Below are 24956 nucleotides of genomic sequence, written 5' to 3'. Positions count from 1 at the left end.
TGAAAAAACAATCAATCCGGCTCGTTTTTATCACAAGAAGGTGACAATGACGGTTCAAGAAACGATCTACGCGCGACGAAGCATTCGAAAATACCAGGAAAAGTCCGTAGAAACCGAAAAGATTGAACTCCTGCTCAAAGCTGCAATGGCAGCACCATCTGCGATGAATGTCAAACCCTGGGAGTTTGTCGTCCTGACTCATCCGGACCTATTAATCGAAGTCCGCTCGTCATTGATGTTTGCCAAATTTGATGCCCCAGCGGCTATTGTGGTGTGTGGCAACACCTCCTTCTTTAAACACCCCATAGCCGAAAAATTTTGGGTGCAGGATTGTAGCGCAGCAACGCAAAACATCCTGCTCGCTGCTGTTGAATTGGGTTTGGGTACGGTCTGGCTGGGGGTATACCCCATTCATAACTTTATCAGGCGCATCTCCGAGATCCTGTCGCTGCCCAAGCATGTGATCCCTTTGAACGTCATTTATGTCGGCTATCCAGCGGAAGAAAAACCCGCTCGCACCCAATATGATGCAAAGCGGGTTCACTGGCAAACCTATGGATCGCCTGGTTAACCCTATCCCGTTAATATTTTTGATATTTGAGTAAAAGCTCTGTTTCCCGGGCGATATTCATCCCGACCTTCAACTTTGGTGGACCGGGACGAGAGCGGTGCCATTCGAGGGTGTCGCTGACGGTTTGTGAGAGGGGCTTAAAGTTTAGCCCGGCTTTAAGGGCTTTATTGATGTTGATATTATAAAAGCCGGCATACTCAGGGTCGATACTGGGCACCCACAGGGGAATGTCGGACCAGGGATAAACCTCGTTTTCGAGCAGGAAAGATTCATCAACCCAAACAAAACTGGCGTTTGAAAGCGCTGCCTCCCGGCAAGCAACCAGGAGCGAGCCAAAAGTGGCAGGTTTTCGAGGACCTGTGACATTATAAACACCCTCACTTTTAGCCTTGATCCGGTTGATAATGAATTCAGCCAGATCGCGTACATCAATAAATTGCAGATTGGTGCTCGGCGGTGAGGGTACCAGAACCTGTCCACCAAGGGACACTCGCCAGGGCCAATAGGTGAATCGGTCTGATGGATCGTAGGGACCGACGATTAACCCGGGTCGAAAAACCAGCACGCGGCCATCAAAGTTTTGCTGAACCTCGTACTCACATAATGCTTTCAGGGGACCAAAGTCATCCCCGGCATAATCTTCGGAGGTTGGATCATCAAGTTGCGCCAACGGGTAGGTTTCTGCGATATCGAGCGTCCTGAAATCCTGGTACACAGAGATTGTAGAAAGGAACACATAGGTTTCACATTTTCCGGAGAGCATCTTTGCAGATTGTTTAACAATGCGCGGCACATAGCCGCTGGTATCGATGACTGCGTCCCATTTACGGCGTTTAAGGGCTTCAAGATTGCCGTCACGGTCGCCGATCAGATTGGTAACCTTGGGATATAACTCCGGGTTGGTAAGGCCGCGATTAAAAAGGACAGGGGTGTCACCTGCCTCAAGCAGTGCTTCTACAAGAGCTCTGCCCAAAAACCTTTTGCCGCCTAAGATGAGAACTTTCATGTGTTCCTCGCATGTTGATATACGGTGTGTTTTGGACATCCGATTATTTAAAAGGATCATCACACCGGCTGGGTCTGCTTTTTTCTTATTATACAATAATCAGTCGATCGCGTGGGCTGGATTTTTATTAATCATTAGAAGGGGAAAGACGCGATATCAATCCAGGTTGATCCAAACTGCATTCAGGTTGGTGTAATCGGTGAAAAGATCAGATTTAATCAATAAATGGCTGGTTTGGCTCAGCAGGTCATAATCGTACAAACGTCCATGAGCCCGGTATAAAAAACCACTCGCATCCGGGTGCCAAAGAATTTCTAAAGGGGTCTCTTCAAGAATCAGTTCATTGATGCATTGTAAATCAGCGTCTAAAAGAAAAATCTGCGCTGCCCGGTTGATCATCACATAAGCGCTTTTATCGGGAGCGGGCGTTAACGTCAGCACTGCATCGTAAAAAGGTTCGATAATCAACGCCTGGTCTAAAAGATAGCTTTCTAAATCGCACTGGAACAGGATCTGTGTGGGTGTGGAAAATTGATGGAAGCAGTGCCTTTCGACCCGATTTGTCCCCAGTAGGTCGCCAGCGAGAGAAAGAGAATGGAACAGGGTTGCTTCGGGATCAAGCTCTCTTTGGACAAAGATCAAATGGTCTCCAAGTCGCCACAGGTCTTCAAATTCGTCGGTGAAAATCGGCGTCTTTGTAAAAGAATTTGTGTTGATGAGAAAGAATCCTGCGTTCCTGCTCGTGGTTGTTTGATCGGTGAGGGCGATGGTATCTTCAGCGAACCAGCTAAAAGACGGATTGTTCACATCTGGAGGCAATAGCAAAGACTGCACGCTCTGGTCGGCGAGATTGATCAGATAATGGCGCTTATCGCGAAGGGCGCCCGTTCGCAGCACAAGACCTTTTTTCAGCAAGATGCTGTTTCCGTCCGGGGCAAGCGAAAAATTTTCCACCATGCCAGGCAGATTTTCCAATCGAATCCGCTCACCGGTTTGGTGATCGTCAAGGAAAAGGCAGGTACTCGTTGGACCGGTATCCTGTACAGAAAAATGATACCGATCGCTTTGACCCCATCGGGTGAGCTGCTTAGAATGTTTATGGGCGTCCATAACGGCTTCGAGCAAGGCTGTGTCGGTTAAATTTAATTCTGTGACCAGGGGCGCTGCCTCGATGGCTGCCTGTTGGGGTATAAACAACGCCGGACCGCCAAACTCGTAGGTGCTGAGAGTTTCACCGGTCCTCAAGTCGATGATGATCCCCTCGTAATCATTCAGCGGGAAAAACATGCGCCTGGAACTGGGTGAAATGTGGGCTTTCAAGCGAAATTGGGGGTTTGAAATGGGTGGTTGAAACGCTATGCTGACCTGTGAAACGGGGTTTAAGAACAGATAATGATCAATTTCGGTTTGGATCAGCAAGACAGGGCGACCAAGCGAGGAAAAATCTAAAGTCGTGGCAGGAGAAGGCTCAAGCGCGGGGTCGTGGGTTTCAGAGATTCCTTCGGTGTCAATCGAGGTTGCGAAAGGCAGCGTAGCATCGAAAACAGGCTCGGGCGGGGTTGATGGAGTACATCCCAAAATATTCAATAGCGTCAATAGAATCAATAATCGAAATAGTGTTTCTGATTTCATTGTTAGCCGTGTTTTGTGATGGTCTTTGGTGAAAGCATAGGTGGCAAGTTACAGGGGTTGGAATTCTCTTTTTTATTATAATACCGGAATCCTCGAACCCGTTAAGGTGATGGTCAACAACATTAGATTAGAAGGTTTAATGTGAATTAACAGCGATTCGCTGTTATTGTGGTGTGGAATCATCTGCGATGTTGGTTTCTGAACTGATATTCTCATTTCTAGGCGAGGTGCAAATTTTTCTTTTATGCCGGTTGCCCGTTTTCTTGTGTTCGAATATCGTCTGATTGGCTTTTTTCAGTGCGCTTAAGGTGACTCAATACCGTTCTATTAAACCTTAATCAGAAAATCCCGCCGGGTTTGCAGTTTCTTGTTTCTTAATGGTAGAATGCTTTGTTTGAGAGCAATTTTTTGGATGTGTTCGAATTTATAAATAAAAAATTCTTTTTTAGGAGGAAGAATGTCAGATAAGAAATGGGTCTATTTATTTGACCAGGTTGATGAGGCAGAAGAACGAGCTGGAGACTGGGAAAGCGTGCGCGGCCTTCTCGGAGGTAAAGGTGCTAATCTTGGCGAGATGACACGCATTGGCGTTCCCGTGCCGCCCGGATTTACTGTTACCACTGAAGCTTGTATTGTATACCAGGATGATCAGATCTTTCCGGAAGGGATGTGGGATCAGGTAATGGCATCAATGCGGGCAGTTGAAGAAAAAGCGGGCAAAAAGTTTGGTGATCCGACCAATCCCCTGCTGGTTTCGTGTCGCTCAGGTGCGAAGATGTCTATGCCAGGCATGATGGACACGGTGCTGAATATCGGTCTGAACGATGAGACCGCAAAGGGTATGATCGAACTCACGCAGAACGCTCGCTTTGTATTTGATTCCTACCGGCGTTTGGTGCAAATGTTTGGCTCCGTGGTTTTGGGTATCCCGGATGAAGCTTTTGAAGATGAACTGGATAGCTACAAAGCTGCAAAGAGCGTTCAATCTGATACCGACCTCGATGCCGAGGACTGGAAATATCTGACGGAAAAATTCAAGGCTGTTGTTAAAAAGGAAATGGGCTTTGATTTCCCTCAGGAACCCGAAAAGCAACTGGAATTAGCTATCAAAGCCGTGTTTAACTCCTGGAATGGTAAGCGTGCCGTCGACTATCGGCGCCGTGCGGGCATCCCGGATGATTTAGGCACAGCCGTAAACATCCAAACAATGGTGTTTGGCAACATGGGCTGGGATTCAGGCACAGGTGTGGCTTTTACGCGCGATCCGGGTTCAGGTGAAAAGAAATTATATGGTGATTTCCTTTTGAATGCCCAGGGTGAGGATGTTGTGGCTGGTATTCGCAACACCGAACCGATCAGCCAACTGGCTGATGAAATGCCCGATGTCTACCGTCAATTTGAGGAGATTACCCTCAACCTTGAGAATCATTATCATGATATGCAAGATGTTGAGTTCACCATCGAAAAAGGCAAGCTGTGGATGCTGCAGACTCGATCTGGCAAGCGTACTGCGAAAGCAGCCATCAAGGTCGCTGTGGACATGGTCAATGAAGGTTTGATTGATCGCAAAGAAGCCGTTTTGCGGGTTGACCCGGAGCATGTTGACCAGATGCTCCATCCCCAATTTGACCCGGAAATCGTTGAAGAAGCCCGCAATGATAATCGTCTACTTGCCAGTGGTGTTAATGCTTCTCCTGGTGCCGCCGTCGGACAGGTTTATTTTGATGCTGATACGGCTGAAAAAATGGCACATGAAGAAGGCCAGGATGTGATCATGGTACGCCCCTTCACCAAACCAGATGATGTGCATGGTATGCTGGCTGCCAAAGGTATTTTGACCAGCGAGGGCGGAGCCACTTCCCACGCGGCTGTGGTTGCCCGCCAGTTTGGCGTTCCCTGCGTGGTGGGCGCATCGATGATGTCCATTAACCTCGAAAAACGTGAATTGCGCTCAAATGGCAAAGTTATCAAAGAGGGCGATTGGATTTCTTTGGATGGTAGCTCAGGTGAGGCTTATATCGGTAAGTTGGACCTGACCACGCCAGATCTTGAGGAACAAAAGGAATTAATGACCCTGCTGGACTGGGCTGACGAAAATTCCCGTTTGGAAGTGTGGGTCAACGCTGATTACCCGGCAGATGCAATCCGCGCTCGCTCGTTCGGTGCCAAGGGCATCGGTTTATGTCGGACAGAGCACATGTTCTTTGAAGAAGAACGTCTGCCGCACGTCGAGAAGATGATTATCAATGCCGAAGAAGCACAGAAATTGATCGATATAGCTGAACGTTTGGAGGCTTCCCTGGAAACTGGTCGTTTTGAAGGACGTCCGCTAACGGATGAAACGCGCAAAATGGTCGAAGCTGAATTGGCGGAAGCCAAAGCCGCCCTGGAGGGTTCAAAAGCTGTCAAGGCGTATTATGAGGCGCTGGATGTTTTGTTACCCTTGCAACGCGGTGATTTTTACGGCTTGTTCGAAGCGATGGACGGACTGCCCGTGATTATTCGCTTGATTGACCCGCCGCTGCACGAGTTCTTGCCTTCCCAGGAGGATTTGCTGGTCGATGTTACCACCATGCGGTTAAAAGGCGAAAAAGATGGTTTGGAAGAAAAAGAAATTTTACTGGATGCCGTCAACAGATTGCATGAAAGTAACCCGATGATGGGTTTGCGCGGCATCCGTTTGGGCATTGTCTATCCGGATATCATGCGCATGCAGGTTCGGGCAATATTTGAAGCTGCCAGTGAAGCTGCCCAAAAAGGTTTCGTGGTTTATCCCGAGATCATGATCCCGCTGACCGGTCATATCAATGAACTTAAATCGGTACAACCAGAATTGGAAGCGATTGCCAAGAGCGTTATGGCAGAGAAAAATGTGAATTTCAATTATAAGTTCGGCACGATGATTGAGATCCCCCGGGCTGCACTGACTGCAGGTGAGATTGCAGAAGTTGCTGAATTCTTCTCCTTTGGCACGAATGACCTGACGCAAATGGGTTTTGGCTACAGCCGCGATGACGCGGAGCGGAACTTCCTGTTCACCTACGTTGATAAGGGCATTCTGCCTGTAAATCCCTTCCAGGTTCTGGATCGAAAAGGCATCGGTCGCCTGATGGAATTGGCGGTCAAAGAAGGCCGTGAGGTTCGCCCTGACCTTGAAGTAGGTATCTGCGGTGAGCATGGCGGTGATCCGAGCTCGATCGAGTTCTGTCATCTGGTCGGCAATAATTATGTAAGCTGCTCTCCCTTCCGTGTGCCGGTAGCCCGCCTGGCAGCGGCTCATGCGAATATCAAGAATAGTTAAAGTATTTCAGTAGTCAAACGAAGAGGCCGCCTGAAGCCAGGCGGCCTTTTTTGTTTAAAGGAGTAAGCTGTGAGAATTAGAAAAGAGTAACCAAGGATAAGGGGCTTTTATCAGTGGGAAGGGCGAATTATGGCTGTGGTAGAGAATAATCTCTGCTGTGGACGGAGAGGATTGGAAACCTTGAAAAATTCGATGAAATTGTGCCTTCTGGCTGGATGCTATTGCGCGGTCTTGGGAGTATACTGGAATAAACACGTGTTTGCAAAAATATGCGTGTTTGAATTAAAAAGTCATTATTCATTTATCATATGAAGGGATGATCATTTATGGAAAAAAAGGATTATTTTGATCTGTATCGAGAGATGGTCGTGATCCGCCGTATCGAGGAACACTCGGCTGAATTGTATCAGAAGGGCAAGATCGGCGGTTTTTTGCATCTCTATATTGGACAGGAAGCGGTTTGCTCCGGGATTTGTTCCGTCAAGGAACCGCAGGACCGCATCATTACCTCTTACCGCGATCATGGGTGGGCGATTAGCGCCGGGATTGAACTCAACGCGGTCATGGCGGAACTCTTAGGTAAGGTGGATGGTTGCTCACAGGGGAAGGGCGGCTCGATGCACATGGCTGATGTGGAAAAGAACTTTTGGGGCGGGCATGCGATTGTCGGCGCTCACATCCCGATCGCTGCAGGGATGGCTCTGGGGGATGTTTACTTGGGCAAGGATGATGCGGTCACGATCTGTGTGTTTGGGGATGGCGCTAGCAATATTGGCTTTTTCCACGAAGGATTAAACCTGAGCAAGGTGTGGAACCTGCCCGTGCTGTGGGTTTGTGAGAACAACCAATATGGCATGGGGACCGCCGTTGATCGTGCTTCGGCAGTTTCGGAAATCCGTCTGAAAGCAGAGAGTTATGGCATGCGCAATGAACGCATCGATGGCATGGACGTGATGACGGTAAGGAAGGAAGCCGCAAAAATATTAGAGTCCATCCGCAAAGGAGACGGGCCGTATTTACTGGAAATCATGACCTACCGTTATCGTGGGCACTCCATGGGCGATCCCGAACGCTACCGTGAAAAAGATGAGGTCAGGAAATGGGAAGAGGAAGATCCTATTGGCATCTTCCGCAAGTACCTGATAGAAAAAGGCTTCGCCACAGAAGAAGCGCTTAATGACCAGGATCAAGAGGCTGAAAAGATTGTTCAGGAAGCCGTTGACTTTGCAGAAGCAAGTCCTGAACCCGGCGATGATACTTTGTTTGAACATATTTATGCGGAACCAACGCCAATAGAATATCGAGGTTATGCTTTGGAAAAGAAAAGCGAGGGCAAATAAAATGGCACGAATGAGTATGCGAGAAGCAATATCCGCTGCATTATGGGAAGAAATGGAACGCGATGAACGCGTGTTCATCATGGGCGAAGAGGTTGGCGTATGGGGCGGCACTTACGCGGTGACGAAAGGGTTTTACGATCGCTTTGGTGAGAAGCGCGTGCGCGATACGCCGATTGCTGAAGCAGCAATTGTTGGCGGCGCAATTGGTGCTGCCATGACCGGAGCGCGCCCGATTGCCGAGCTGATGACGATCAACTTTGCTTTTGTGGCAATGGACCACATCGTCAACGAGGCCGCAAAACTACATTACATGTTTGCCGGTCAGATCAAATTACCGCTGGTGATTCGCACGGTCAGCGGCGCCGGGCGCCAGTTAGGGGCAACTCACTCACAGACACCGGATGCTATCTTTGCACATTTTCCTGGTTTAAAGGTTGTTTCCCCCGGAACGCCCGCGGATGCCAAGGGCTTGTTGAAAAGCGCCATCCGCAGTGAAGACCCGGTATTGTTCATTGAAAATGCAACCCTCTACCAGGTAAAAGGCGAAGTTCCAGAGGATAAGGATTATCTTGAACCGTTGGGCAAATCCAAAGTCCAGCGCGAAGGCGACGATGTGACCATCGTGACATACTCGAAAATGGTGCCTGCCACATTGGAGGCTGCAGAACGGCTTTCGGCAGAGGGCATCGAAGCCGAAGTGGTTGATCTGCGTTCATTGCGCCCGCTGGATATGGATCCGGTGATCGCGTCGTTCAAGCGCACCAACCGGGCCGTGATCGTTGAGGAAGGTTGGCGCTCGTACGGGGTGGGCTCTGAAGTTTCCGCCAGGATCTACGAACTGGCATTTGACTATGTCGACGCCCCGGTTAAACGAGTCGCCCAGGCAGAGGTGCCGCTGCCCTATAACGCTCGTTTAGAGCAATTAGCTCTGCCACAAATTGAAGATATTTATCAGGCTGCGAAGGAGGTGCTTTATGGCTGAACTGATTACGATGCCCAAATTGGGTTTTGACATGGCAGAGGGAACGCTGGTGCGCTGGTTAAAAGCCGAGGGTGACCCGCTGAAAAAGGGTGAGGTGATTGCGGAGATTGAAACGGACAAAGCAACGGTTGAGGTTGAATCTGGATACGCGGGAGTGATGTTGCGCCACCTGGCTGATGAAGGGGCTGATTTGCCCGTCAACGCGCCGATTGCAATTGTTGCAGATGAAGGCGAAGCTCTTTCTGATGATGAGATCGACGCCTTGCTGGCTGGGGCCGATGTGAAGGCGCCTGGAAAGCCTGTTTCAAAGGATGAAAAAGCGGTTCAGGCAGCCAAAAAGGTTGAAGAAACCCCTGGGGATGATCATGGCGAAGAAAAGGGTGAAACCCTGGCGGGTGGCAAGCGTTCTTCGCCGCTGGCGCGTCGGATCGCAGCAGAACACGAAATCGCACTGACCGAGCTGGAAGGCAGCGGTCCACGAGGCAGAATTGTTAAACAGGATATTGAGGATTACCTGGCAAAATTGCGGGCTGAAGGCAAGGAACAGGAAGCAGAAACGGTTGGCAAAGCCCTGCAGCCCCTGGCGTCTTTTACTGCTGGTGCAATACCAGACGATGAGGTGATCGCTATAAGCCGTTTACGCCAGGCGATCAGCCGACGGATGCAGGACTCATTTATGAATATCCCGCATTTTTATCTGACCCGCGAGTACAAGACCGGCACATTGATGAGGTTACGCCAGGAGCTCAACCAGTTTCTGCCGGGTGAAGAAAAACTTTCCGTAAACGATTTCATCGTCAAAGCTGTGGCGCTGGCGCTTCGGCAGTTCCCCAATCTGAACGCGTCAATTGAGGATGATGCCCATATCCGGCGGCACGGACACGTCAACGTTGGTGTGGCTGTGGCGGTGGAAGGTGGATTAATGACGGTGGTGTGCAAGGACGCCGATCAGAAACCACTGCGGTTGATTGCACGTGAAGTGCGCGAAATGGCCAGTCGGGCGCGAGAGCGAAAGGTGAAACCTGAGGACATCGAAGGCTCGACCTTCTCGATCAGCAATTTGGGTATGTTTAGCATCGATGAATTTTCTGCCATCATCAACCCACCCGAGGCTGCGATCCTGGCGGTGGGCGCTGTCCAGGATGTCCCAGCGGTTGAAGATGGTGAACTGGTGATTGCCTCACGAATGAAGGCGACAATTTCAGCCGATCACCGCGTAACCGACGGCGCAGAAGCAGCAGAGTTCATGGCAGTGCTGGCGGAGTACCTGGAAGCGCCATTGAAACTCTTGGTGTAAGTTTTTTAATCGATTGTGATAGCCCACAGAAAATGACTGTGGGCTTTTTTCTTTTAATGCAAATGGCACTGTCAATCCTGCTATAATATGGTTAATAGCACATGAACACTCATCAATATCCGGGTTTTTAATGCCCAAAGGAGAACAATATATGAACCATTTTGAAGGCACTTTTAAAGGTGTGCGTGATTTATCTATTTACCATCAGGCTTGGATTCCGGAACACGAGATCAAAGCTGCCATCCTGGTTGTACATGGTTTAGGGGAACATAGCGGGCGATATATGAATGTGGTCAACCACCTGGTGCCACAGGGTTATGCCATCTATGGATTTGACCTTCCCGGCCACGGTAAATCGGAAGGTGTGCGAGAGTTTGTCAAGGAATTCGCAGATTACACTCACACGGTAACTGCAGTTTTCAACATCGTTAAGGAAAAACAGCCTGATAAACCGGTGTTTCTGCTGGGTCACAGCATGGGCGGGCTGATCTCAAGCTATTACCTGCTGGACCATTCGGAGGATTTTCGGGGTGCGGTGATTTCTGCACCAAGCGTTCTGGTGCCCGATTTTGTAACCGGGTTCACAGTGTTCGCTGGAAAGCTTTTATCCATCCTCGCGCCGAAAATGGGTTTGATTGAGCTGGATCCAAACGGCGTCTCACGGGATCCTGAAGTTGTGCAGGCATATGTCAATGACCCGCTGGTTTTTCATGGCAAAACGACTGCAAGACTGAGCGCTGAGACGCTGCAGGCGATGATGAGAGTCAGTGAAGAGGTGAGTCGGATCACAGTGCCCTTGATCATCCTTCATGGGCTGGCTGACACCCTGGTAAACCCAAATGCCTCACAAATGCTCTATGACCGGGCGAGTTCTGAGGATAAAACCATCAAGCTCTACGATGCGTTGTATCACGAAGTATTCAACGAACCCGAACATGAACAGGTGTTGGGTGAGGTGTCTGCCTGGTTGGAAGCACATTTGTAAATTTTTTCCAGAGCATACGCTGGCTGAGCAAACGTGATGCGGAATTAATTCTGGCTGGTTTAGCGTTCCTCTGGTTCACCGTACAGCCACCCGTAGATGTAGTGAATCTCATTGATCAGACGGATGTAATTACGGGTCTCTTCGATGCGCACAATCTCGAGGAAGAGGTCAGGGTCATCAAAGGGGGTCAGGTTTTTCCAAATGATGGTATTCCCCGGGCCTCCGTTGTAGGCTGCCAGCATGGCAAAGGGGTCTTCATCAAAGAGCTGGTACTGTTGCCTGAGGTAGTTGGCGCCAAAGAAGATACTGATATTTGGACGATCGAGGTCATCGACGGTGTAGTCCTCAGGCCAGGATAGGTTCGCAGCCAATTGGGCGCCGGTAGCTGGCATGATCTGCATCAAACCGCGAGCGCCCGCTCCAGAGAGGATAAAACCTTCAAAGGCGCTTTCCTGGCGTATAACCGAGAGCAGCAAGAGTGGTGAAAGACCTTCTGATTGAGCCGCGGATTGGACCCACTCGAGGAAGTACGCTCCAAAGCGCACCCGTGAGAAATATTCCGGTGCTTGCAGGGCGTCTCCACGTTGCAAGCCAGCCAGCCGCAGGAGCTGAGTGCTGGCTACCAGGGCAGAGCGGTACAGGCCGATCTCCACCAATGCGGGGATCAAGCGGAAGGTTTGAGCGGGATCTTCAGTGTATTCCAGGCGTATGGCGTCAAACTCAACTTTTCCTGCAGCGTAATCTCCCAAGGACCAGTATTCCAGGCCGCGCTGGAAACGGGGATCATAAGCCAGCATGCCGGGGCTTTCCAGGTTAATTTCAGGCGCAATGCCAAAGGTCTCACGCAGCCAGGATTCTGCTTCAGGCAAGAAGGGCGTCAGATCGGGATCAAGTTCATAACGGGTGGGCGTGGAGAAAGGCTCACGACCGATGAGCAGGTCTTCTGCGCGGATGCTGTAATGACCAAAGGGATTGGTGGTTTGGGCGATCTTCCAACTGTCCAGCGCAGCGCTGATATTGCCCTGGGCTTGCTGGCATTTTCCGATCCACAGGTGGGCTGCAGCCAACTCAGAGGGTTCACCGGTCAGCACCATGGCACGCGAAAAGAGGGCTTGCGCTTCTTCCCACAAACCCAGGCGGACAAGGGAGATCCCGGCAAAGTAGGTGGCTTGAAAGGTCAGATCCGACTCCGGATATTCGGCAGCAACCCTTGCCCAGGTTTCGGCTGCTTCAGACAGCATGTCTGCACGTTCGTAGGAGCGACCGGCGCGAAAAAGGAAGTCGGGCGCTTCAGCGGCTTCAGGTCTCTGGGCAACAAAATCCAGGGAAACCTGTGCTGCCGCCTGGTGATCGCCCAGGTAAGCCCATAAGGTGTACTCGATGGACTGCCAGGCATCTACATAGTAGCTGCTGGTCGGATGACTCTCGATCAACTCCTGCCACAAGGCAATAGCAGCTTGCTGGTTTTCTCCCTCCCCCAGCGCTCGCATGGATAAGCCTTTATAGTAGAGGGCAGCATCAGCCAGGAACTCGGGTGCTTCAGCCAGGTAGCGGTCGAAAGCCTCAACCGCCAGAAGGTGATTGCCCATGTTATGGTTGACCAGGCCGCGGTCAAATTCGTTGACCGTGATGTCAGCTTCTACCAGGGTCACAAGGGCGGAATAGGCATCGTAGGCAAAGGGGAAATTGTGGATTGATTCCTGGAAAATGGCGTAAGCCTGGTCGTCGTTGTTTTGAGAAAGGAAAATGCGCCCGATCAACAGCGCCATCTGTGCTTTCGTATAGTCATTACTGTCGCCAGAATAGAGATCCTTGTAAAGCGATAATGCAATCTCAGTCTCGCCGTTAGCTTGGTATGCACGCGCGATTTTGATTGCCTGTGTGTCTGTTCCACCGCTGGGATCGGAGAGGAATGCCTGCTGATAGCACTCGATGGCAGCGGAATAATTGCCAAGCGTTGTGAATAAATCGCCGCGCAGCTCGTGTACATGGGCATCGATCAAACCGGGGCGCACATCGAGATACGATTGATAGGCATCAAGTGCTTCCTGGTAGCGTTCTAAACGGGTGTAGATTTGACCGAGCATAAATTGTGCGCGGGCGGCAGTGGTGGTCTCGCCGGTCTGAGCTGCCTGGCGGAAGTGGGTTAACGCGATGCTGATTTCGCCCTGGTTAAAATACGCCCGACCAAGCCCGAAGTGCGCCAGAGCAGTGACCTCATCATCTTCGCTGTTGTTGAGCGCTTCCTGAAAGATTCTGATCGCAGATTGAAAATCGCCTGCCAGGAGAGCATAATCGCCTTCGCCGACCAGCAGTTCAGGAGGAGGCAGACGGGTTGCTGTTGGCGAGGGTTGTGGCGTTTGCGGTTCAACAACTGTGGGGAAGGGCGGAAGCGTGTTTTTCGCTGGAGATTGTGCCATCGGGCTGCTGCAGGCAGCGAGGATAATCAATAACAGGGCGCCCAGGATGATTTTGAAAACATTGTTCATGATTAAAGTTTAACACATGGGGAGTATTAGGGAGAAGGAACTGGAAATTGGGTAGGAATCAAGAGTTTGGAATTTGGCGAGTGGGCAAGAAATCGTGTTGAGCTGTTTTGAATTAGGGGTGGTTTTCAGTAAGCGACCACCAGGTCAGCCAATTCTGACCTCGTCCACAATCCCGACAATGACTGAAATAATACAGCCATCCAGTAAATTTAAGACCTGGCGGGCGCCATTGCCTTCCCGATTAATCAGAACGGTATCACCGATCCCTGCGTGAGTATGATCGACTGCAATGAAATCATCATCAGCCCGGTCACCTTCAGATACCAGGGGTTGAACGACGAGCAAACGCTGACAATCATAATGCGGATGGCTGATCGTGGTCACAACTGTGCCGATAACTTTTGCAAGAATCATGGCTGTTTACCTCAGGTGTAACGCGTTTTACCGGGTTTAAGCACGTAATCAAACTCGCCATCGGGGCGAAGAATCAATTCATCCACGATCCCCACCAGCGCAAGATCGATCGGTACGAATTTAATATCGGGCATTGCCAGGGCTGCTTCCCGGGCTCGCACCATAACACACAGATCGCCCATGCCAGCCTGAACCACATCGGCTGCCACCTGCAGGGCGCCTACGGGCTCGAGGTTCTTATTAAGCGGTTGAACAACCAGCAGTTTAATCCCTTCGAGCCCGGGATATTTAAGGGTACAAACGGCTGTGCCGTGGACGCGACCGAAAAGCATGGATTAATGCGCCCCGATGTTGTCCAGCACCCGGGTGATGATCGTTTCCAGCAGGGTGGGGTCGACCTGGTCACCAAGTTTTGCCCTGACGGCGATCCGGATGCGCTCTCGCAAGGATTCATCTTTATTCAAAGGCAATCCCGCTGTATGGTGCTGGCTGGAAGGTGACGGGGCGACCGTTTCGGAAAGATAAGGTCGAATCGGCGCTGATGGCGGGAGTTGGTGTTGTTGGATCAGCTTTACGCCCAGGCGCTGGGCTTTTTCAAAAGCCAGCTCTGTGAGGACCACATTCTCTCCGATGGTGAGGGTAAATACCCCCTGGGAAGCGAGGTCTTCAATATCTCGTTCAGTAAAGAATTGTTTGGACATCGATTTCTCCTAAACGCTGTAGAAGTCTGATCTCAGCCGGGGATGCCTTCCAGGGCTTCCAGAGCCTGGACCGCGGCATTTTTCGCGGTGATAATCTCCGCTTCGCTGCCAGAAAGCCACATACGCCCATAACGCCCAACTGAAGAAATGTGGATGATCTTGATGTTGGCTTTCTTTTCAGCTTCGTTGCACGCGTAATTGATATAAGCTGCGGGGGCGCATTCCAGCACCAGCAAGGTTTCGCCAGGCACCAGGATGCTGCCGCGCCGGAAGCGGTTGAGTAGTTGTGCCTGGTAGGAATCCACGCGAGTGATCACCTGGTTGGAAACCACCTCGGGCTTGATACGATCTTCCTTCTTCAGTCCCAGCCGGTCGAGGACGACCTGCCCAGCCTCGAGCACGGCGGCCTGGTTGAGAGAATGCACTTCAAACATGCCAAATTCGCGCTCGACGATCTGTGCGCCGGGTTTGGCTTCGGTCGCTTTCACGGCAATATCGACCACTCGGAAGACCTCGTTGCCGGGTGCCATCTCAACATACAGGGATGCCATGCCCTCCACAGGGAGATCACCCTGGGTCACTGTGCCCACAAAGGCAGAGAACTGGGCTTGCATGCGGTCAATAAAACAATAGCAACGTAATGAAAAATTATCGGACATATTCACTCCTGATGATTGGTTATTTAATTAGCCTGGTTGTGCATCGCAATCCCAATCGGTGTAACGAACAGCGGATGTGGTGTAACTCGGGTGGGAAGACCGGTGATCGCTTCAATGACCCGGTCAATACCGGGGAAAAGGCTGGTACCGCCCACCAGAACGATGGAATCCGCACTAAAGCCACGGATGTGCTGATTAATAATCGTCGCCATCTTCTCCATCACCGGGCGGACGATTGGGAACAGGCGGGATTGTTGAGTCCGGTCTGTTTTCTGGACCTCTGCGGCCTTAAAGCTGATATCTGCGCCGCCGGCGATCACCAGAGACATATGGGTACCGCCAGTGGCTTCATCTGCTGTGTGGACCACCTGACCCGCTTGAAGCACCGCGATTCCGGTGGTTCCGCCGCCAATATCGACGATGACGCCATCTTTGAGCCCAAGCACGTTGTTGGCAGCGGAAGCTTCGTCAACCAGGCTCGAGCAGATCATCCCGGCTGCCTCAACCACATTGGCTGTGGATTGCACCTCGGCTTGCGGCACACCGGGGGGGTAACCGCTGGCTGAATGGGTTAATGTTCGTCCCAGGCGAGATTCGAGGTTGTGTTTCATTTCTCGCAGGATGCTCACAGCGCCAATATAGTCCACGACCAGCCCGTCGCGCACAATCTGTGTGAAACGGTATTCCCCGGCAATGGGGGTGTTGTGAGCATCGAGGACGACCAAGACGGTGTACGAGGTGCCGAGGTCAACGCCCACGCGCAATTCACCGTCAATCTCTGGTATTGGCGGCGGCTGATGACCGTTGGGACTGGGCAAAATCACTTGATGGGCACGTGAAAGCAGATCCTCCGGGTCAAATCCCGTGGCGTTCAGGAAGGGGTTCTTCACAGGCTAAACCTGGTTTATTTTTTGGCTTCTGTACTGCGACCACCGAAGCTGCCCTTTGTGTTTTGCGGCAGGATCATTTCAACATCTGAATGGGGTCGAGGGATGACATGCACAGACACCAGTTCTCCAACACGCTTGGCAGCTGCTGCGCCTGCGTCTGTGGCTGCTTTGACCGCGCCGACATCGCCGCGCACCATCACGGTGACGAACCCGCCGCCAACGTATTCAGAGCCAATCAGGACCACGTTGGCTGATTTGACCATCGCGTCTGCTGCCTCGATTGCGCCGACCAAGCCCTTGGTTTCGACCATTCCTAGTGCAATTAATGCTGTATCTAATGCCATTTTCTTCAATCCTTTCGATATTTGAGTTGATTATGTACCGATTTTCAATATTTCATTCAAAGCTTCCCGTACTGCTCTTTCAATCTCCTGCGCGCTTGGACCTGTTGCAGTTTTCCCAGGGATCATGGCAGCAGCCGGGGGAGCTGATAATTCAAACGCGAGACGTTTGACATTGAACAAATGAGATGCAGTGATATTGTCGCCGGTGATTGAGCCGCCGACTCCGCCTGCTCCCAGTGTCATCGAGGGCATCACGCCGGTGGTCAATCCGATGGCGCCCAATGTGCCCATGGTGTTGACCGCGATACGGAAAACGGGCTTTTCAAGTCCGAAAGCCATGATCACATCCTGGTCTGTGGCATGGATGATCAGACTGTGTCCGCGCCCGCCGAATTGGATCAGTTCAATACAGCGTTCGCAGCCTGCTTCCCAACCTTCTTCTTCGTACCAGCCCAGAACCGTGGTCAGCTTCTCCCGCGAAAGGGGTTCATCCTTGCCGGTTTTTTCCAGGCGAGTGACGATGATGCGCGCGCTGCTGGGGATGGATAAACCCGTCATGCCAGCCAGGTATTGTGCAGATTTACCAACGGTAGCCACGTTCATGCTACCATCCGGATGAAAGAGGAGCTTGCGGAGCCGATCGGTTTCCTCGCGGTTGGCGAAATATGCGCCTTCCTGTTCCATCAATGCAGCAAGCTGGTCAGCAATTGGTCGATCGGCTACCACCGCCTGTTCTGTGGCGCAAATGGTTGAGCAGTCAAAAGCCTTGCTGGCGACGATGTAACGGGCAGCTTTTTCCAGGTCTGCTGAGCGATCTACGTAAACGGGAACGTTTCCAGGACCGACGCCGTAAGCGGGTTTACCGGTGGAGTGAGCGGCTCTGACCATGGGGGTTCCACCTGTAGCCAGGATCAATGCCACGTATTTATGCTGCATAAGCGCCTGGGTTCCTTGCAGACTGATGTGCTGCATGCAGGATATCAGACCGGGCGGGGCACCATTTTCTTCTGCTGCTTGTGCCATGATGCGAGTGGTCTCATAGGAACACCTTGCAGCAGAGGGATGCGGTGCGATGATGATCGCATCGCGGGCTTTGACCGCGACCAAAACTTTGAACATGACAGTTGAGGTTGGGTTGGTGCTGGGCGTTAACGCAGCGATGACACCCACCGGCCAGGCGATGTCATAAATCTTTTTTTCAGGGTCGTGCCCGATGATTCCAACGGTTTTGAGGTTCTGGATACTTTCCCAAACGTTTTTTGACGCAAAAATATTTTTAAGGTGTTTGTGTTCCGCAACGCCAAAACCGGTTTCTTGATGGGCTTCAGCACCCAGGCGCTCCGACGCCGCCTGGGCTGCAGCAGCCATAGCCGCGCAGACTCGGTCAACTTGCTCCTGGGATGCAGTCGACCATTGCTTCCAGGCCGAAAATGCTCGGCTGGCAAGGTCGCGAGCTTCCTGGATGGATTGCAGGTCGTGGTCGAATTCAGACATAATGGTTATGTTTTCTGGAAGGTTATTTTTCCGTCGACTTCGAGTGAATCAATCATCGCCATGATGACCGCGTCTACCGGTCGGTCCTTGGTGATGGCGGTTTGCCTGGCGCTGGAACCGTGGGCGGTTAGCACCAAATCTCCCACGCCAGCGTTGACGGTGTCAACGGCGACGTAGGGTTTTCCAATTGCTGCGCCAGTCTCATCTGTTTGCTGGAGGATGAGTAATTTTTGCCCGGTGAGTTGTTCATCCTTGATAGTGGATACGGTTGTTCCAATTACCTTAGCAATTAACATGAGCATATTCTCCCGATTAATAGGATTTATCGGCGGATGCTTGAACATTATCAAGCGGTGTCGCAGATTTAGATGCCTGGATGATTTTCACCCCGGCACTGGCACCCAGGCGAGTGGCGCCTGCAGCGATTAGCTGCTCTGCATCTTCATGGGTGCGGATACCGCCGGCAGCTTTGACACCCAGGTCAGGACCAACAACCCTGCGCATCAGGGCTACATCATGCACAGTGGCGCCTCCGCTGGAAAACCCGGTAGACGTTTTAACGAAATCAGCGCCAGCTTCTTTTGAGAGCAAACTGGCGATGACCTTTTCTTCATCGGTGAGCAAGGCGGTTTCAATAATGACTTTAACCAGGGCACCCGCAGCATGTGCGGTTGCCACCACCTCGCGAATGTCGTGAGCGACCAGTTCATTATCCCCTGCCTTCAAAGCGCCGATGTTGATAACCATATCGATTTCAGTGGCTCCATTTTCCAGGGCATTTTTTGTCTCGAACACTTTAACTTCCGTAGAGGTGGCGCCTAAAGGGAAGCCGATCACCGTACAAACTTTGACGTCGGTGCCCTGCAGGAGTTCAGCACACAATTTTACATGCGTGGGGTTGACACACACCGAAGCGAAATGATGCTTGCGGGCTTCATAACAGAGCTGTGCGATCATATCTGCAGTGGCATCGGGTTTGAGCAAGGTGTGGTCAATCATCCTGGCGAGTGCATCGTCGTTAGGGATGATACCCAGAGTTGAGGTGAGCCGTTCAGCGCCGGCGCTGATGACGTGCCCGGCATTATCAAAGCAGGTCGTGACTTTAACGCCATCGGACACCTCAACTTTACAGGTGGCACCCTGGGGATGGTGTCCCTGGGCTTCATATTCTGCCAGGGCAAGGAGCACTTCTCGAGTAATAATTTCGACCAGGGATTCGATTGTTTTTATATCGAATGTCATGGTTACTTTCCGCTTTCTAAGCAAGCTTTTTCAATGGCTGTAATTTTATCAACGCGTTTGGCATGTCTGCCACCCCCAAAATCTGTTTCAAGCCAGGTTTTGAGGATCTGTTGGGCGAGGTTCGCGCCGGTGAGACCCGCACCCAGGGTGAGCACGTTGGCATTGTTATGCTCACGACTGTTGACGGCTGTCGCATGGTCATAGCACAGGGCAGCTCGTATCCCCGGGACTTTGTTGGCAGCAATGCAAGATCCAATGCCGGCGCCGTCGATGATGACACCGCGCCAGGCTTTGCCAGAGGCGACCTGTTCGGCAACTGCCCGGGCGATATCCGGGTAATCGACAGCGTCTTTGGTGTGCGTTCCACAATCGATCACCTCGTACCCGAGATTGATCATGTGTTGTTTGAGGATTTCTTTCAGATCAACGCCGCCATGATCCGTCCCAATAGCCACCGTGAGTTTCTGAGAATTAATTTGTGGCACAACGGGTTTGAGAGAATCAATGGTTGAAACATTCGACTCGGCAGATAGCCCCAGGGTTTGATGTACGGTCCTTCGTACGATTTCCTGAATCTCTTTATCTTCGAGCTTGGCGCTCATCGAAAAGCCTCCAATCCGTAGGAGAGCTCAGTTTCGCCAAAAAATTTGGCACTGGCTGAACAATCCCCACCCTTCTGCAAGAACAGGCGTGGGAAGTACGGGTAAGGTTATTTATAATGGTTTATATTGTACCAAAGATTTAATATATCGGCAGAAATCAAGGGAAAACGATTTGTAAAAACCAAATTCATCTGGGGTGAAAAAAGAACCTGGAGCTGACAAGATGTAGTTAATGAAGACATTTTTTTGTGGATAATTAAAGGTGAATGGTCCAAGCTCGCTCATTATGCAGTTGTCGAAGTGATAAGAAGGGTATAATAATAGGGTCAAGTAAGACCTGTCTACCGGATGGACAACCAATGTCAGATTTGACGCCCAAAAGGGCGTCTTTTTATGAAAACAGGAAATGAGATGATGCGAACAATTGTCTGGAATGATGATCAAAATACAGTTGAAATGATTGACCAGCGAATCCTCCCCCGGGAGTTTAAAACCCTTGTTTATGCGGATTATTGTGATGTGGCTGATGCGATTCGAACCATGGTCATTCGAGGCGCTCCGGCGATCGGTGCAGCGGCAGCATTTGGGGTGGCTCTGGCAGCCCATCAATCGAGCGCTAAATCAATCGAAAGATTGCTGACAGACTTAGATTCCGCCGGAGAGGTTCTCAACCAATCTCGACCAACTGCGGTGAACCTGTCCTGGGCTGTCCGACGCATGTTGGATGCAGCCCGGGATTTTAAGGGCAGTCCCGACGAATTGCGAGCGATTTTATTGAAGTTAGCCAAAGAAATCGCCGACGAAGATGTTGAAATCAACAAACGCATGGCAGCTTATGGGGCAGAGTTGATTGAGGACGGTGATCACATCATCCATCACTGCAATACCGGGGCATTGGCAACGGTCGATTGGGGCACTGCCCTCGGCGTGATTCGAATGGCGCACGAACAGGGAAAGCGCATTCATGTGTTTGTCGATGAGACCCGCCCACGTTTGCAGGGTGCACGCTTGACAGCCTGGGAATTAGAGCAATATGGTATCCCTTATGACATTATTACCGATAGTTCGTCCGGGTACCTGATGCGCAGGGGATTGGTACAAAAGGTTTTCTTTGGCGCCGATCGTGTTGCAGCGAATGGCGATGTAGCGAATAAAATCGGCACATATATGTTGGCTCTGGCTGCGTACGATAATGGAATTCCTGCATATAGCGTTTTCCCTGTTTCAACCGTGGATCTCAACCTGGCGCGCGGCGATCTGATACCGATTGAAGAACGTGACCAGGCAGAAGTGTTGGAATTAACCCTGATGGGTGAACCCGTTGCGCCTGAAGGGGCAACAGCGCGCAATTTTGCTTTTGATGTGACTCCCAACCGCTTGATTTCAGGTTGGGTGACAGAATATGGCGTGATTTACCCGCCATTTCAGACAAACTTTCAATCTGAGATAAATGAATAAGGATTTTTCATGAGCATTTACCTGACTGGCTCAATCGCCTTTGATTATTTGATGTCTTTTCCAGGATATTTTAAAGACCATATCCTCCCGGAGCACCTGGAATCGATCAGCCTGTCATTTTTGGTCGATGATATGGTACGGCGTCCTGGAGGCGTGGCTGCCAATATCGCGTACACCCTCGGGTTGCTGTGCGAACACCCCAAACTTGTGGCGACAGCAGGGGTGGATTTTACGGAATACAGGCAATCGCTGGAAAGCGCCGGTGTGGATACCTCAGGGGTCAGGATCATTGAAGACAAATTCACAGCGTCGTTCTTTGTGAACACCGATCGATCAAACGCACAGATTGCCAGTTTTTACGCCGGAGCAATGGCAGACGCGGCGATTATTTCAATGCATGACCTGGGCTTGACGGCTGAGGATATCGTGGTCATCTCGCCCAATGCACCGGACGCAATGGTTAAATATGCGCAGGAATGCCAGGATTTGAACGTGCCCTATATATTTGACCCCAGCCAGCAAATCATACGCTTGGATGAAAAAGATTTGGTGCAGGGAATCTCCGGTGCGCATGCATTGTTTGTGAACGATTATGAGTTCGAACTCCTGCAAAAGCACTCCAAATTGAGTGCTGAGGAGATATTAAACCAGTTATCCTTTGTTGTGATTACCATGGGTGAACAGGGTTCGCGCGTGTTCAAGGACGGAAAATTCCTGAGTAATGTGCCAGCTTTTCCGCCAAAGCAGATTCTCGATCCGACGGGTATAGGGGATGCTTTCAGGGCTGGTTTTTTGAAAGGGTATGTACACGGGCTAAATCTGGTGCTGTGTGCCCAGATGGGGGCGCTGGCAGCAACTTATTCTTTGGAAGAAATGGGACCTCAAACCCAATGCTACCTGGTGGACGAGTTTGTTAACCGCTTCCGGACATACTTTGATGACCAGGGCGCGTTGGATGTGTTTCAATAAGATCAACAAGAAAAGAATTCAAACTCATTATGATAAGTTTTGGAGGATTTGATGCAAAATTATGATGTTGTAAATTTAGAACTTGCCGAGGGGGGTCGTCGCAGGATCGAGTGGGCAGAGCGAGAAATGCCGGTATTACGCTCGATCATCGAACGGTTTGCGCGCGAAAGACCCTTTGAAGGCTTGCGCATGGCAGCCTGTTTGCATGTCACCACAGAGACTGCCAACCTGATGCGCGCTTTGCAAGCCGGTGGCGCAGATGTGGTGCTGACGGCTTCCAACCCGCTTTCGACACAGGACGATGTGGCTGCCTGCCTGGTCTCGCACTTTGAGATCCCGGTGTTTGCCATCAAAGGCGAAGATAACGCCACCTATTACAAGCATATCAATGCCGCCCTGGATCATCGGCCGCACCTGACGATGGATGATGGCGCTGACCTGGTCAGCACGCTGCACATGGAGCGCCGAGAACAGCTTTCAGAAATCATAGGTGGCACCGAAGAAACCACCACAGGCGTGATCCGTCTGCGCGCCATGGCCAAGGACAATGAATTGAAATTCCCTGTGCTTGCAGTCAACGACGCCATGACCAAGCATTTCTTTGATAATCGCTATGGCACCGGTCAATCCACGATTGACGGGGTGATTCGCGCCACGAATATCCTCCTGGCGGGCAAGACCTTTGTGGTCGGCGGCTATGGCTGGTGTTCTCGGGGTCTGGCTATGCGGGCACGCGGCATGGGCGCTAACGTGATTGTCACCGAAGTTGATCATTTGAAGGCTTTGGAAGCGGTCATGGATGGATTTCGGGTCATGCCGATGATTGAAGCCTCTCCCATCGGGGATATTTTTGTCACCCTTACCGGGGATATCAATGTCATTGACAAACACCATTTCGAGGTGATGAAAGACGGCGCAATTGTGGCTAACTCAGGACATTTCAATGTTGAATTGAACATCCCTGCTCTGGAAGAAATGGCTGTAGCAAAGCGGCTGGTCCGCCCCTTTGTTGAAGCCTACGAATTGCCGGACGGGCGGACGATCCACATTTTGGGTGAGGGTCGCCTGATCAACCTGGCTGCGGCTGAAGGGCATCCAGCCAGTGTGATGGATATGTCCTTTGCTAACCAGGCTTTAGGCGCGGAATATATAGTTAAAAATGCCGGTAAACTGGAAAACAAAGTTTACGCTATCCCCGAAGATATTGATATGGAGATTGCCCGGTTGAAGTTGGAATCAATGGGGATTGAGATTGATGTTCTGACTGAGGAACAGATTGCGTACTTATCCTCCTGGCAGGAAGGCACATAAAGTCTCTTCTTGTTAAGGAGCATAAACAACAGGTCACCCCGATAACCCGGGGTGACCTGTTGTGTGTTAAATCAACTGCATTGAAAGGGTTTTGTTAAAGCGAAGGAAACAATTTCCAATTCAGTGCAGGTGTTGCTGTCTTTGCTGAGTTCCAATCGTTTTACACATCATCGCTGTAATCATCATCTGATTCAGACCAGGAGGATACCGCACCCTCGGACATGCCCTGTTCTCGGATAGCTTTCTCGATTTCATTGGTCAACTCTTCATTTTGACGCAGGAACTCTTTGGAGTTTTCGCGTCCCTGACCAAGGCGGATATCGCCATAGGAGTACCAGGAACCGTGCTTGTTGACGATATCCAATTCTGTGCCCAGGTCAAGAATATCGCCAACTTTTGAGATGCCTTCGTTGTACATAATGTCAAATTCAGCCGTCCGGAAGGGCGCCGCGACCTTGTTTTTTACCACGCGCACTCTGACCCGGTTACCGATGATCTCTGCGCCAGATTTGATTGATTGGATGCGGCGGACATCCAAACGGACCGAAGCATAGAATTTCAGGGCGTTACCACCGGTGGTGGTTTCAGGGTTGCCGAACATCACACCGATTTTGTGTCGCAATTGATTGGTGAAGACCACAGACGTGCGTGTCTGATTGATGGCGCCGGATAGTTTGCGCATGGCTTGCGACATCAGCCGGGCTTGGGTGCCCATGGTTGGATCGCCCATATCACCTTCAATTTCAGAACGGGGCACCAGGGCGGCGACGGAATCGACCACGACGATATCCACAGCGCCAGAACGCACCAGGGCTTCAGTGATCTCGAGGGCTTGTTCGCCTGTGTCCGGTTGTGAAATCAAGAGCTCGTCAATATTGACGCCACATTTGGCAGCATAGACCGGGTCCAGCGCGTGTTCCATATCAATGAAGGCAGCGGTCCCACCCAACTTCTGGGCTTCAGCGACAATGTGCTGGCAGATCGTCGTCTTGCCTGAAGCTTCCGGCCCGAAGATCTCGCTGATGCGTGCCCGGGGAATGCCGCCCACGCCCAGGGCAATATCCAGGGACAGAGAACCGGTGGGGATGGCGTCAACGGCGAGGTGTTTCGCCTCCCCAAGTTTCATGATCGAGCCTTCGCCGTAACGTTTAACAATATCCTTCAACGCCTTATCCAGCACTGATTTCTTTGCATCATCCATGGCTTCATCCTTTTCTAAGGGTCCTCATACTGAGGATTCTTTTGCATGTATTTCGTAATTATGTTTTG

General features: G+C 51.1%; 23 protein-coding genes. 9 read left to right on the top strand and 14 right to left on the bottom strand.

Annotation, left to right across the window (positions count from 1 at the left end):
* The first annotated feature begins 46 nt into the window (after window positions 1-46).
* A complete protein-coding gene (locus CFX1CAM_RS08495) occupies window positions 47-571 on the top strand; it encodes a nitroreductase family protein (RefSeq protein ID WP_087863263.1) in 525 nt (174 codons plus the stop codon).
* 10 nt (window positions 572-581) lie between these two features.
* Here the strand turns inward: CFX1CAM_RS08495 and CFX1CAM_RS08490 are convergent, their stop codons facing one another.
* Together CFX1CAM_RS08490 and CFX1CAM_RS08485 are read right to left on the bottom strand one after the other, a co-directional pair.
* Window positions 582-1577: an NAD-dependent epimerase/dehydratase family protein gene (locus CFX1CAM_RS08490; protein ID WP_197687118.1), complete on the bottom strand. Its 996-nt coding sequence runs from the start codon at window positions 1575-1577 to the stop codon at window positions 582-584.
* A gap of 156 nt (window positions 1578-1733) precedes the next feature.
* Window positions 1734-3209 carry a hypothetical protein gene (locus CFX1CAM_RS08485; RefSeq protein WP_087862608.1) on the bottom strand — a complete coding sequence of 492 codons (1476 nt, stop codon included), beginning with the start codon at window positions 3207-3209 and terminating at the stop codon, window positions 1734-1736.
* A gap of 457 nt (window positions 3210-3666) precedes the next feature.
* Here CFX1CAM_RS08485 and ppdK point away from each other — a divergent pair, with 457 nt between their 5' ends.
* The 5 genes from ppdK (at window position 3667) to CFX1CAM_RS08460 (ending at window position 11114) form a co-directional block, all read left to right on the top strand.
* The gene (gene ppdK, locus CFX1CAM_RS08480) at window positions 3667-6510 is read left to right on the top strand and encodes a pyruvate, phosphate dikinase (RefSeq protein ID WP_087862607.1); all 2844 of its coding nucleotides are present in this window, start codon (window positions 3667-3669) and stop codon (window positions 6508-6510) included.
* A 326-nt stretch (window positions 6511-6836) separates the two neighbouring features.
* Window positions 6837-7850, top strand: a complete 1014-nt coding sequence (gene pdhA / locus CFX1CAM_RS08475; RefSeq protein WP_087862606.1) for a pyruvate dehydrogenase (acetyl-transferring) E1 component subunit alpha — start codon at window positions 6837-6839, stop codon at window positions 7848-7850.
* Window position 7851: 1 nt separating this feature from the next.
* Window positions 7852-8832, top strand: a complete 981-nt coding sequence (locus CFX1CAM_RS08470; protein WP_087862605.1) for an alpha-ketoacid dehydrogenase subunit beta — start codon at window positions 7852-7854, stop codon at window positions 8830-8832.
* Window positions 8825-10129, top strand: coding sequence for a dihydrolipoamide acetyltransferase family protein (locus CFX1CAM_RS08465; protein ID WP_087862604.1), 1305 nt, complete (start codon window positions 8825-8827; stop codon window positions 10127-10129). Before CFX1CAM_RS08470 ends, CFX1CAM_RS08465 begins: the two co-directional genes overlap by 8 nt.
* Before the next feature lie 151 nt (window positions 10130-10280).
* Window positions 10281-11114 carry an alpha/beta hydrolase gene (locus CFX1CAM_RS08460; protein WP_087862603.1) on the top strand — a complete coding sequence of 278 codons (834 nt, stop codon included), beginning with the start codon at window positions 10281-10283 and terminating at the stop codon, window positions 11112-11114.
* A gap of 59 nt (window positions 11115-11173) precedes the next feature.
* Here CFX1CAM_RS08460 and CFX1CAM_RS08455 read toward each other — a convergent pair whose 3' ends face one another.
* The 11 genes from CFX1CAM_RS08455 to rpiB form a co-directional block, all read right to left on the bottom strand.
* A complete protein-coding gene (locus tag CFX1CAM_RS08455) occupies window positions 11174-13603 on the bottom strand; it encodes a lytic transglycosylase domain-containing protein (protein WP_087862602.1) in 2430 nt (809 codons plus the stop codon).
* A 144-nt stretch (window positions 13604-13747) separates the two neighbouring features.
* The gene (locus tag CFX1CAM_RS08450) at window positions 13748-14017 is read right to left on the bottom strand and encodes a EutN/CcmL family microcompartment protein (protein WP_087862601.1); all 270 of its coding nucleotides are present in this window, start codon (window positions 14015-14017) and stop codon (window positions 13748-13750) included.
* Window positions 14018-14028: 11 nt separating this feature from the next.
* On the bottom strand, window positions 14029-14349 hold the full coding sequence (locus tag CFX1CAM_RS08445; RefSeq protein ID WP_087862600.1) for a EutN/CcmL family microcompartment protein: 321 nt from the start codon (window positions 14347-14349) through the stop codon (window positions 14029-14031).
* 3 nt (window positions 14350-14352) lie between these two features.
* Window positions 14353-14718 carry a hypothetical protein gene (locus CFX1CAM_RS08440; protein ID WP_087862599.1) on the bottom strand — a complete coding sequence of 122 codons (366 nt, stop codon included), beginning with the start codon at window positions 14716-14718 and terminating at the stop codon, window positions 14353-14355.
* A gap of 32 nt (window positions 14719-14750) precedes the next feature.
* Window positions 14751-15377: a hypothetical protein gene (locus CFX1CAM_RS08435; RefSeq protein ID WP_087862598.1), complete on the bottom strand. Its 627-nt coding sequence runs from the start codon at window positions 15375-15377 to the stop codon at window positions 14751-14753.
* Between the two features lie 23 nt (window positions 15378-15400).
* Window positions 15401-16267 (bottom strand): ethanolamine utilization protein EutJ, encoded by an 867-nt coding sequence (gene eutJ, locus CFX1CAM_RS08430; RefSeq protein ID WP_197687117.1) that lies wholly within the window; start codon window positions 16265-16267, stop codon window positions 15401-15403.
* Window positions 16268-16281: 14 nt separating this feature from the next.
* A complete protein-coding gene (eutM, locus tag CFX1CAM_RS08425) occupies window positions 16282-16611 on the bottom strand; it encodes an ethanolamine utilization microcompartment protein EutM (protein WP_087862597.1) in 330 nt (109 codons plus the stop codon).
* A gap of 30 nt (window positions 16612-16641) precedes the next feature.
* Complete coding sequence (locus tag CFX1CAM_RS08420) at window positions 16642-18105, bottom strand: aldehyde dehydrogenase family protein (RefSeq protein ID WP_087862596.1); 1464 nt, start codon at window positions 18103-18105, stop codon at window positions 16642-16644.
* A gap of 5 nt (window positions 18106-18110) precedes the next feature.
* On the bottom strand, window positions 18111-18401 hold the full coding sequence (locus CFX1CAM_RS08415; protein ID WP_087862595.1) for a EutN/CcmL family microcompartment protein: 291 nt from the start codon (window positions 18399-18401) through the stop codon (window positions 18111-18113).
* A 16-nt stretch (window positions 18402-18417) separates the two neighbouring features.
* A complete protein-coding gene (gene deoC, locus CFX1CAM_RS08410; RefSeq protein WP_087863260.1) occupies window positions 18418-19104 on the bottom strand; it encodes a deoxyribose-phosphate aldolase in 687 nt (228 codons plus the stop codon).
* Window positions 19105-19349: 245 nt separating this feature from the next.
* Window positions 19350-19949 carry a ribose 5-phosphate isomerase B gene (gene rpiB, locus CFX1CAM_RS08405; RefSeq protein WP_087862594.1) on the bottom strand — a complete coding sequence of 200 codons (600 nt, stop codon included), beginning with the start codon at window positions 19947-19949 and terminating at the stop codon, window positions 19350-19352.
* Window positions 19950-20363: 414 nt separating this feature from the next.
* Between rpiB and mtnA the strand changes: the two genes are divergently transcribed.
* The 3 genes from mtnA to ahcY are packed head-to-tail and all read left to right on the top strand — an operon-like array spanning window position 20364 to window position 23687.
* Window positions 20364-21407, top strand: coding sequence for an S-methyl-5-thioribose-1-phosphate isomerase (gene mtnA / locus CFX1CAM_RS08400; protein WP_087863259.1), 1044 nt, complete (start codon window positions 20364-20366; stop codon window positions 21405-21407).
* Window positions 21408-21416: 9 nt separating this feature from the next.
* Window positions 21417-22376 (top strand): carbohydrate kinase family protein, encoded by a 960-nt coding sequence (locus CFX1CAM_RS08395; RefSeq protein WP_087862593.1) that lies wholly within the window; start codon window positions 21417-21419, stop codon window positions 22374-22376.
* Between the two features lie 51 nt (window positions 22377-22427).
* Complete coding sequence (gene ahcY / locus CFX1CAM_RS08390) at window positions 22428-23687, top strand: adenosylhomocysteinase (RefSeq protein WP_087862592.1); 1260 nt, start codon at window positions 22428-22430, stop codon at window positions 23685-23687.
* 160 nt (window positions 23688-23847) lie between these two features.
* Here ahcY and recA read toward each other — a convergent pair whose 3' ends face one another.
* Window positions 23848-24888: a recombinase RecA gene (gene recA / locus CFX1CAM_RS08385; RefSeq protein ID WP_087862591.1), complete on the bottom strand. Its 1041-nt coding sequence runs from the start codon at window positions 24886-24888 to the stop codon at window positions 23848-23850.
* Between the last annotated feature and the right edge of the window lie 68 nt (window positions 24889-24956).

Source organism: Brevefilum fermentans (assembly GCF_900184705.1).
Taxonomy (GTDB): domain Bacteria; phylum Chloroflexota; class Anaerolineae; order Anaerolineales; family Anaerolineaceae; genus Brevifilum; species Brevifilum fermentans.
This window is presented reverse-complemented; position numbering and strand designations above follow the sequence as displayed.

What these genes read in the sequence shown, in the direction of transcription:
- recA (WP_087862591.1), bottom strand. Translation starts at nt 24,888, where the DNA reads ATGGATGATGCAAAGAAATCAGTGCTGGATAAGGCGTTGAAGGATATT.
- ppdK (WP_087862607.1), top strand. Translation starts at nt 3,667, where the DNA reads ATGTCAGATAAGAAATGGGTCTATTTATTTGACCAGGTTGATGAGGCA.
- eutM (WP_087862597.1), bottom strand. Translation starts at nt 16,611, where the DNA reads ATGGCATTAGATACAGCATTAATTGCACTAGGAATGGTCGAAACCAAG.
- mtnA (WP_087863259.1), top strand. Translation starts at nt 20,364, where the DNA reads ATGCGAACAATTGTCTGGAATGATGATCAAAATACAGTTGAAATGATT.
- CFX1CAM_RS08470 (WP_087862605.1), top strand. Translation starts at nt 7,852, where the DNA reads ATGGCACGAATGAGTATGCGAGAAGCAATATCCGCTGCATTATGGGAA.
- CFX1CAM_RS08455 (WP_087862602.1), bottom strand. Translation starts at nt 13,603, where the DNA reads ATGAACAATGTTTTCAAAATCATCCTGGGCGCCCTGTTATTGATTATC.
- CFX1CAM_RS08395 (WP_087862593.1), top strand. Translation starts at nt 21,417, where the DNA reads ATGAGCATTTACCTGACTGGCTCAATCGCCTTTGATTATTTGATGTCT.
- CFX1CAM_RS08465 (WP_087862604.1), top strand. Translation starts at nt 8,825, where the DNA reads ATGGCTGAACTGATTACGATGCCCAAATTGGGTTTTGACATGGCAGAG.
- CFX1CAM_RS08445 (WP_087862600.1), bottom strand. Translation starts at nt 14,349, where the DNA reads ATGCTTTTCGGTCGCGTCCACGGCACAGCCGTTTGTACCCTTAAATAT.
- CFX1CAM_RS08440 (WP_087862599.1), bottom strand. Translation starts at nt 14,718, where the DNA reads ATGTCCAAACAATTCTTTACTGAACGAGATATTGAAGACCTCGCTTCC.
- CFX1CAM_RS08420 (WP_087862596.1), bottom strand. Translation starts at nt 18,105, where the DNA reads ATGTCTGAATTCGACCACGACCTGCAATCCATCCAGGAAGCTCGCGAC.
- ahcY (WP_087862592.1), top strand. Translation starts at nt 22,428, where the DNA reads ATGCAAAATTATGATGTTGTAAATTTAGAACTTGCCGAGGGGGGTCGT.
- CFX1CAM_RS08450 (WP_087862601.1), bottom strand. Translation starts at nt 14,017, where the DNA reads ATGATTCTTGCAAAAGTTATCGGCACAGTTGTGACCACGATCAGCCAT.
- CFX1CAM_RS08495 (WP_087863263.1), top strand. Translation starts at nt 47, where the DNA reads ATGACGGTTCAAGAAACGATCTACGCGCGACGAAGCATTCGAAAATAC.
- CFX1CAM_RS08435 (WP_087862598.1), bottom strand. Translation starts at nt 15,377, where the DNA reads ATGTCCGATAATTTTTCATTACGTTGCTATTGTTTTATTGACCGCATG.
- CFX1CAM_RS08415 (WP_087862595.1), bottom strand. Translation starts at nt 18,401, where the DNA reads ATGTTAATTGCTAAGGTAATTGGAACAACCGTATCCACTATCAAGGAT.
- CFX1CAM_RS08490 (WP_197687118.1), bottom strand. Translation starts at nt 1,577, where the DNA reads ATGAAAGTTCTCATCTTAGGCGGCAAAAGGTTTTTGGGCAGAGCTCTT.
- pdhA (WP_087862606.1), top strand. Translation starts at nt 6,837, where the DNA reads ATGGAAAAAAAGGATTATTTTGATCTGTATCGAGAGATGGTCGTGATC.
- rpiB (WP_087862594.1), bottom strand. Translation starts at nt 19,949, where the DNA reads ATGAGCGCCAAGCTCGAAGATAAAGAGATTCAGGAAATCGTACGAAGG.
- deoC (WP_087863260.1), bottom strand. Translation starts at nt 19,104, where the DNA reads ATGATTGACCACACCTTGCTCAAACCCGATGCCACTGCAGATATGATC.
- CFX1CAM_RS08460 (WP_087862603.1), top strand. Translation starts at nt 10,281, where the DNA reads ATGAACCATTTTGAAGGCACTTTTAAAGGTGTGCGTGATTTATCTATT.
- CFX1CAM_RS08485 (WP_087862608.1), bottom strand. Translation starts at nt 3,209, where the DNA reads ATGAAATCAGAAACACTATTTCGATTATTGATTCTATTGACGCTATTG.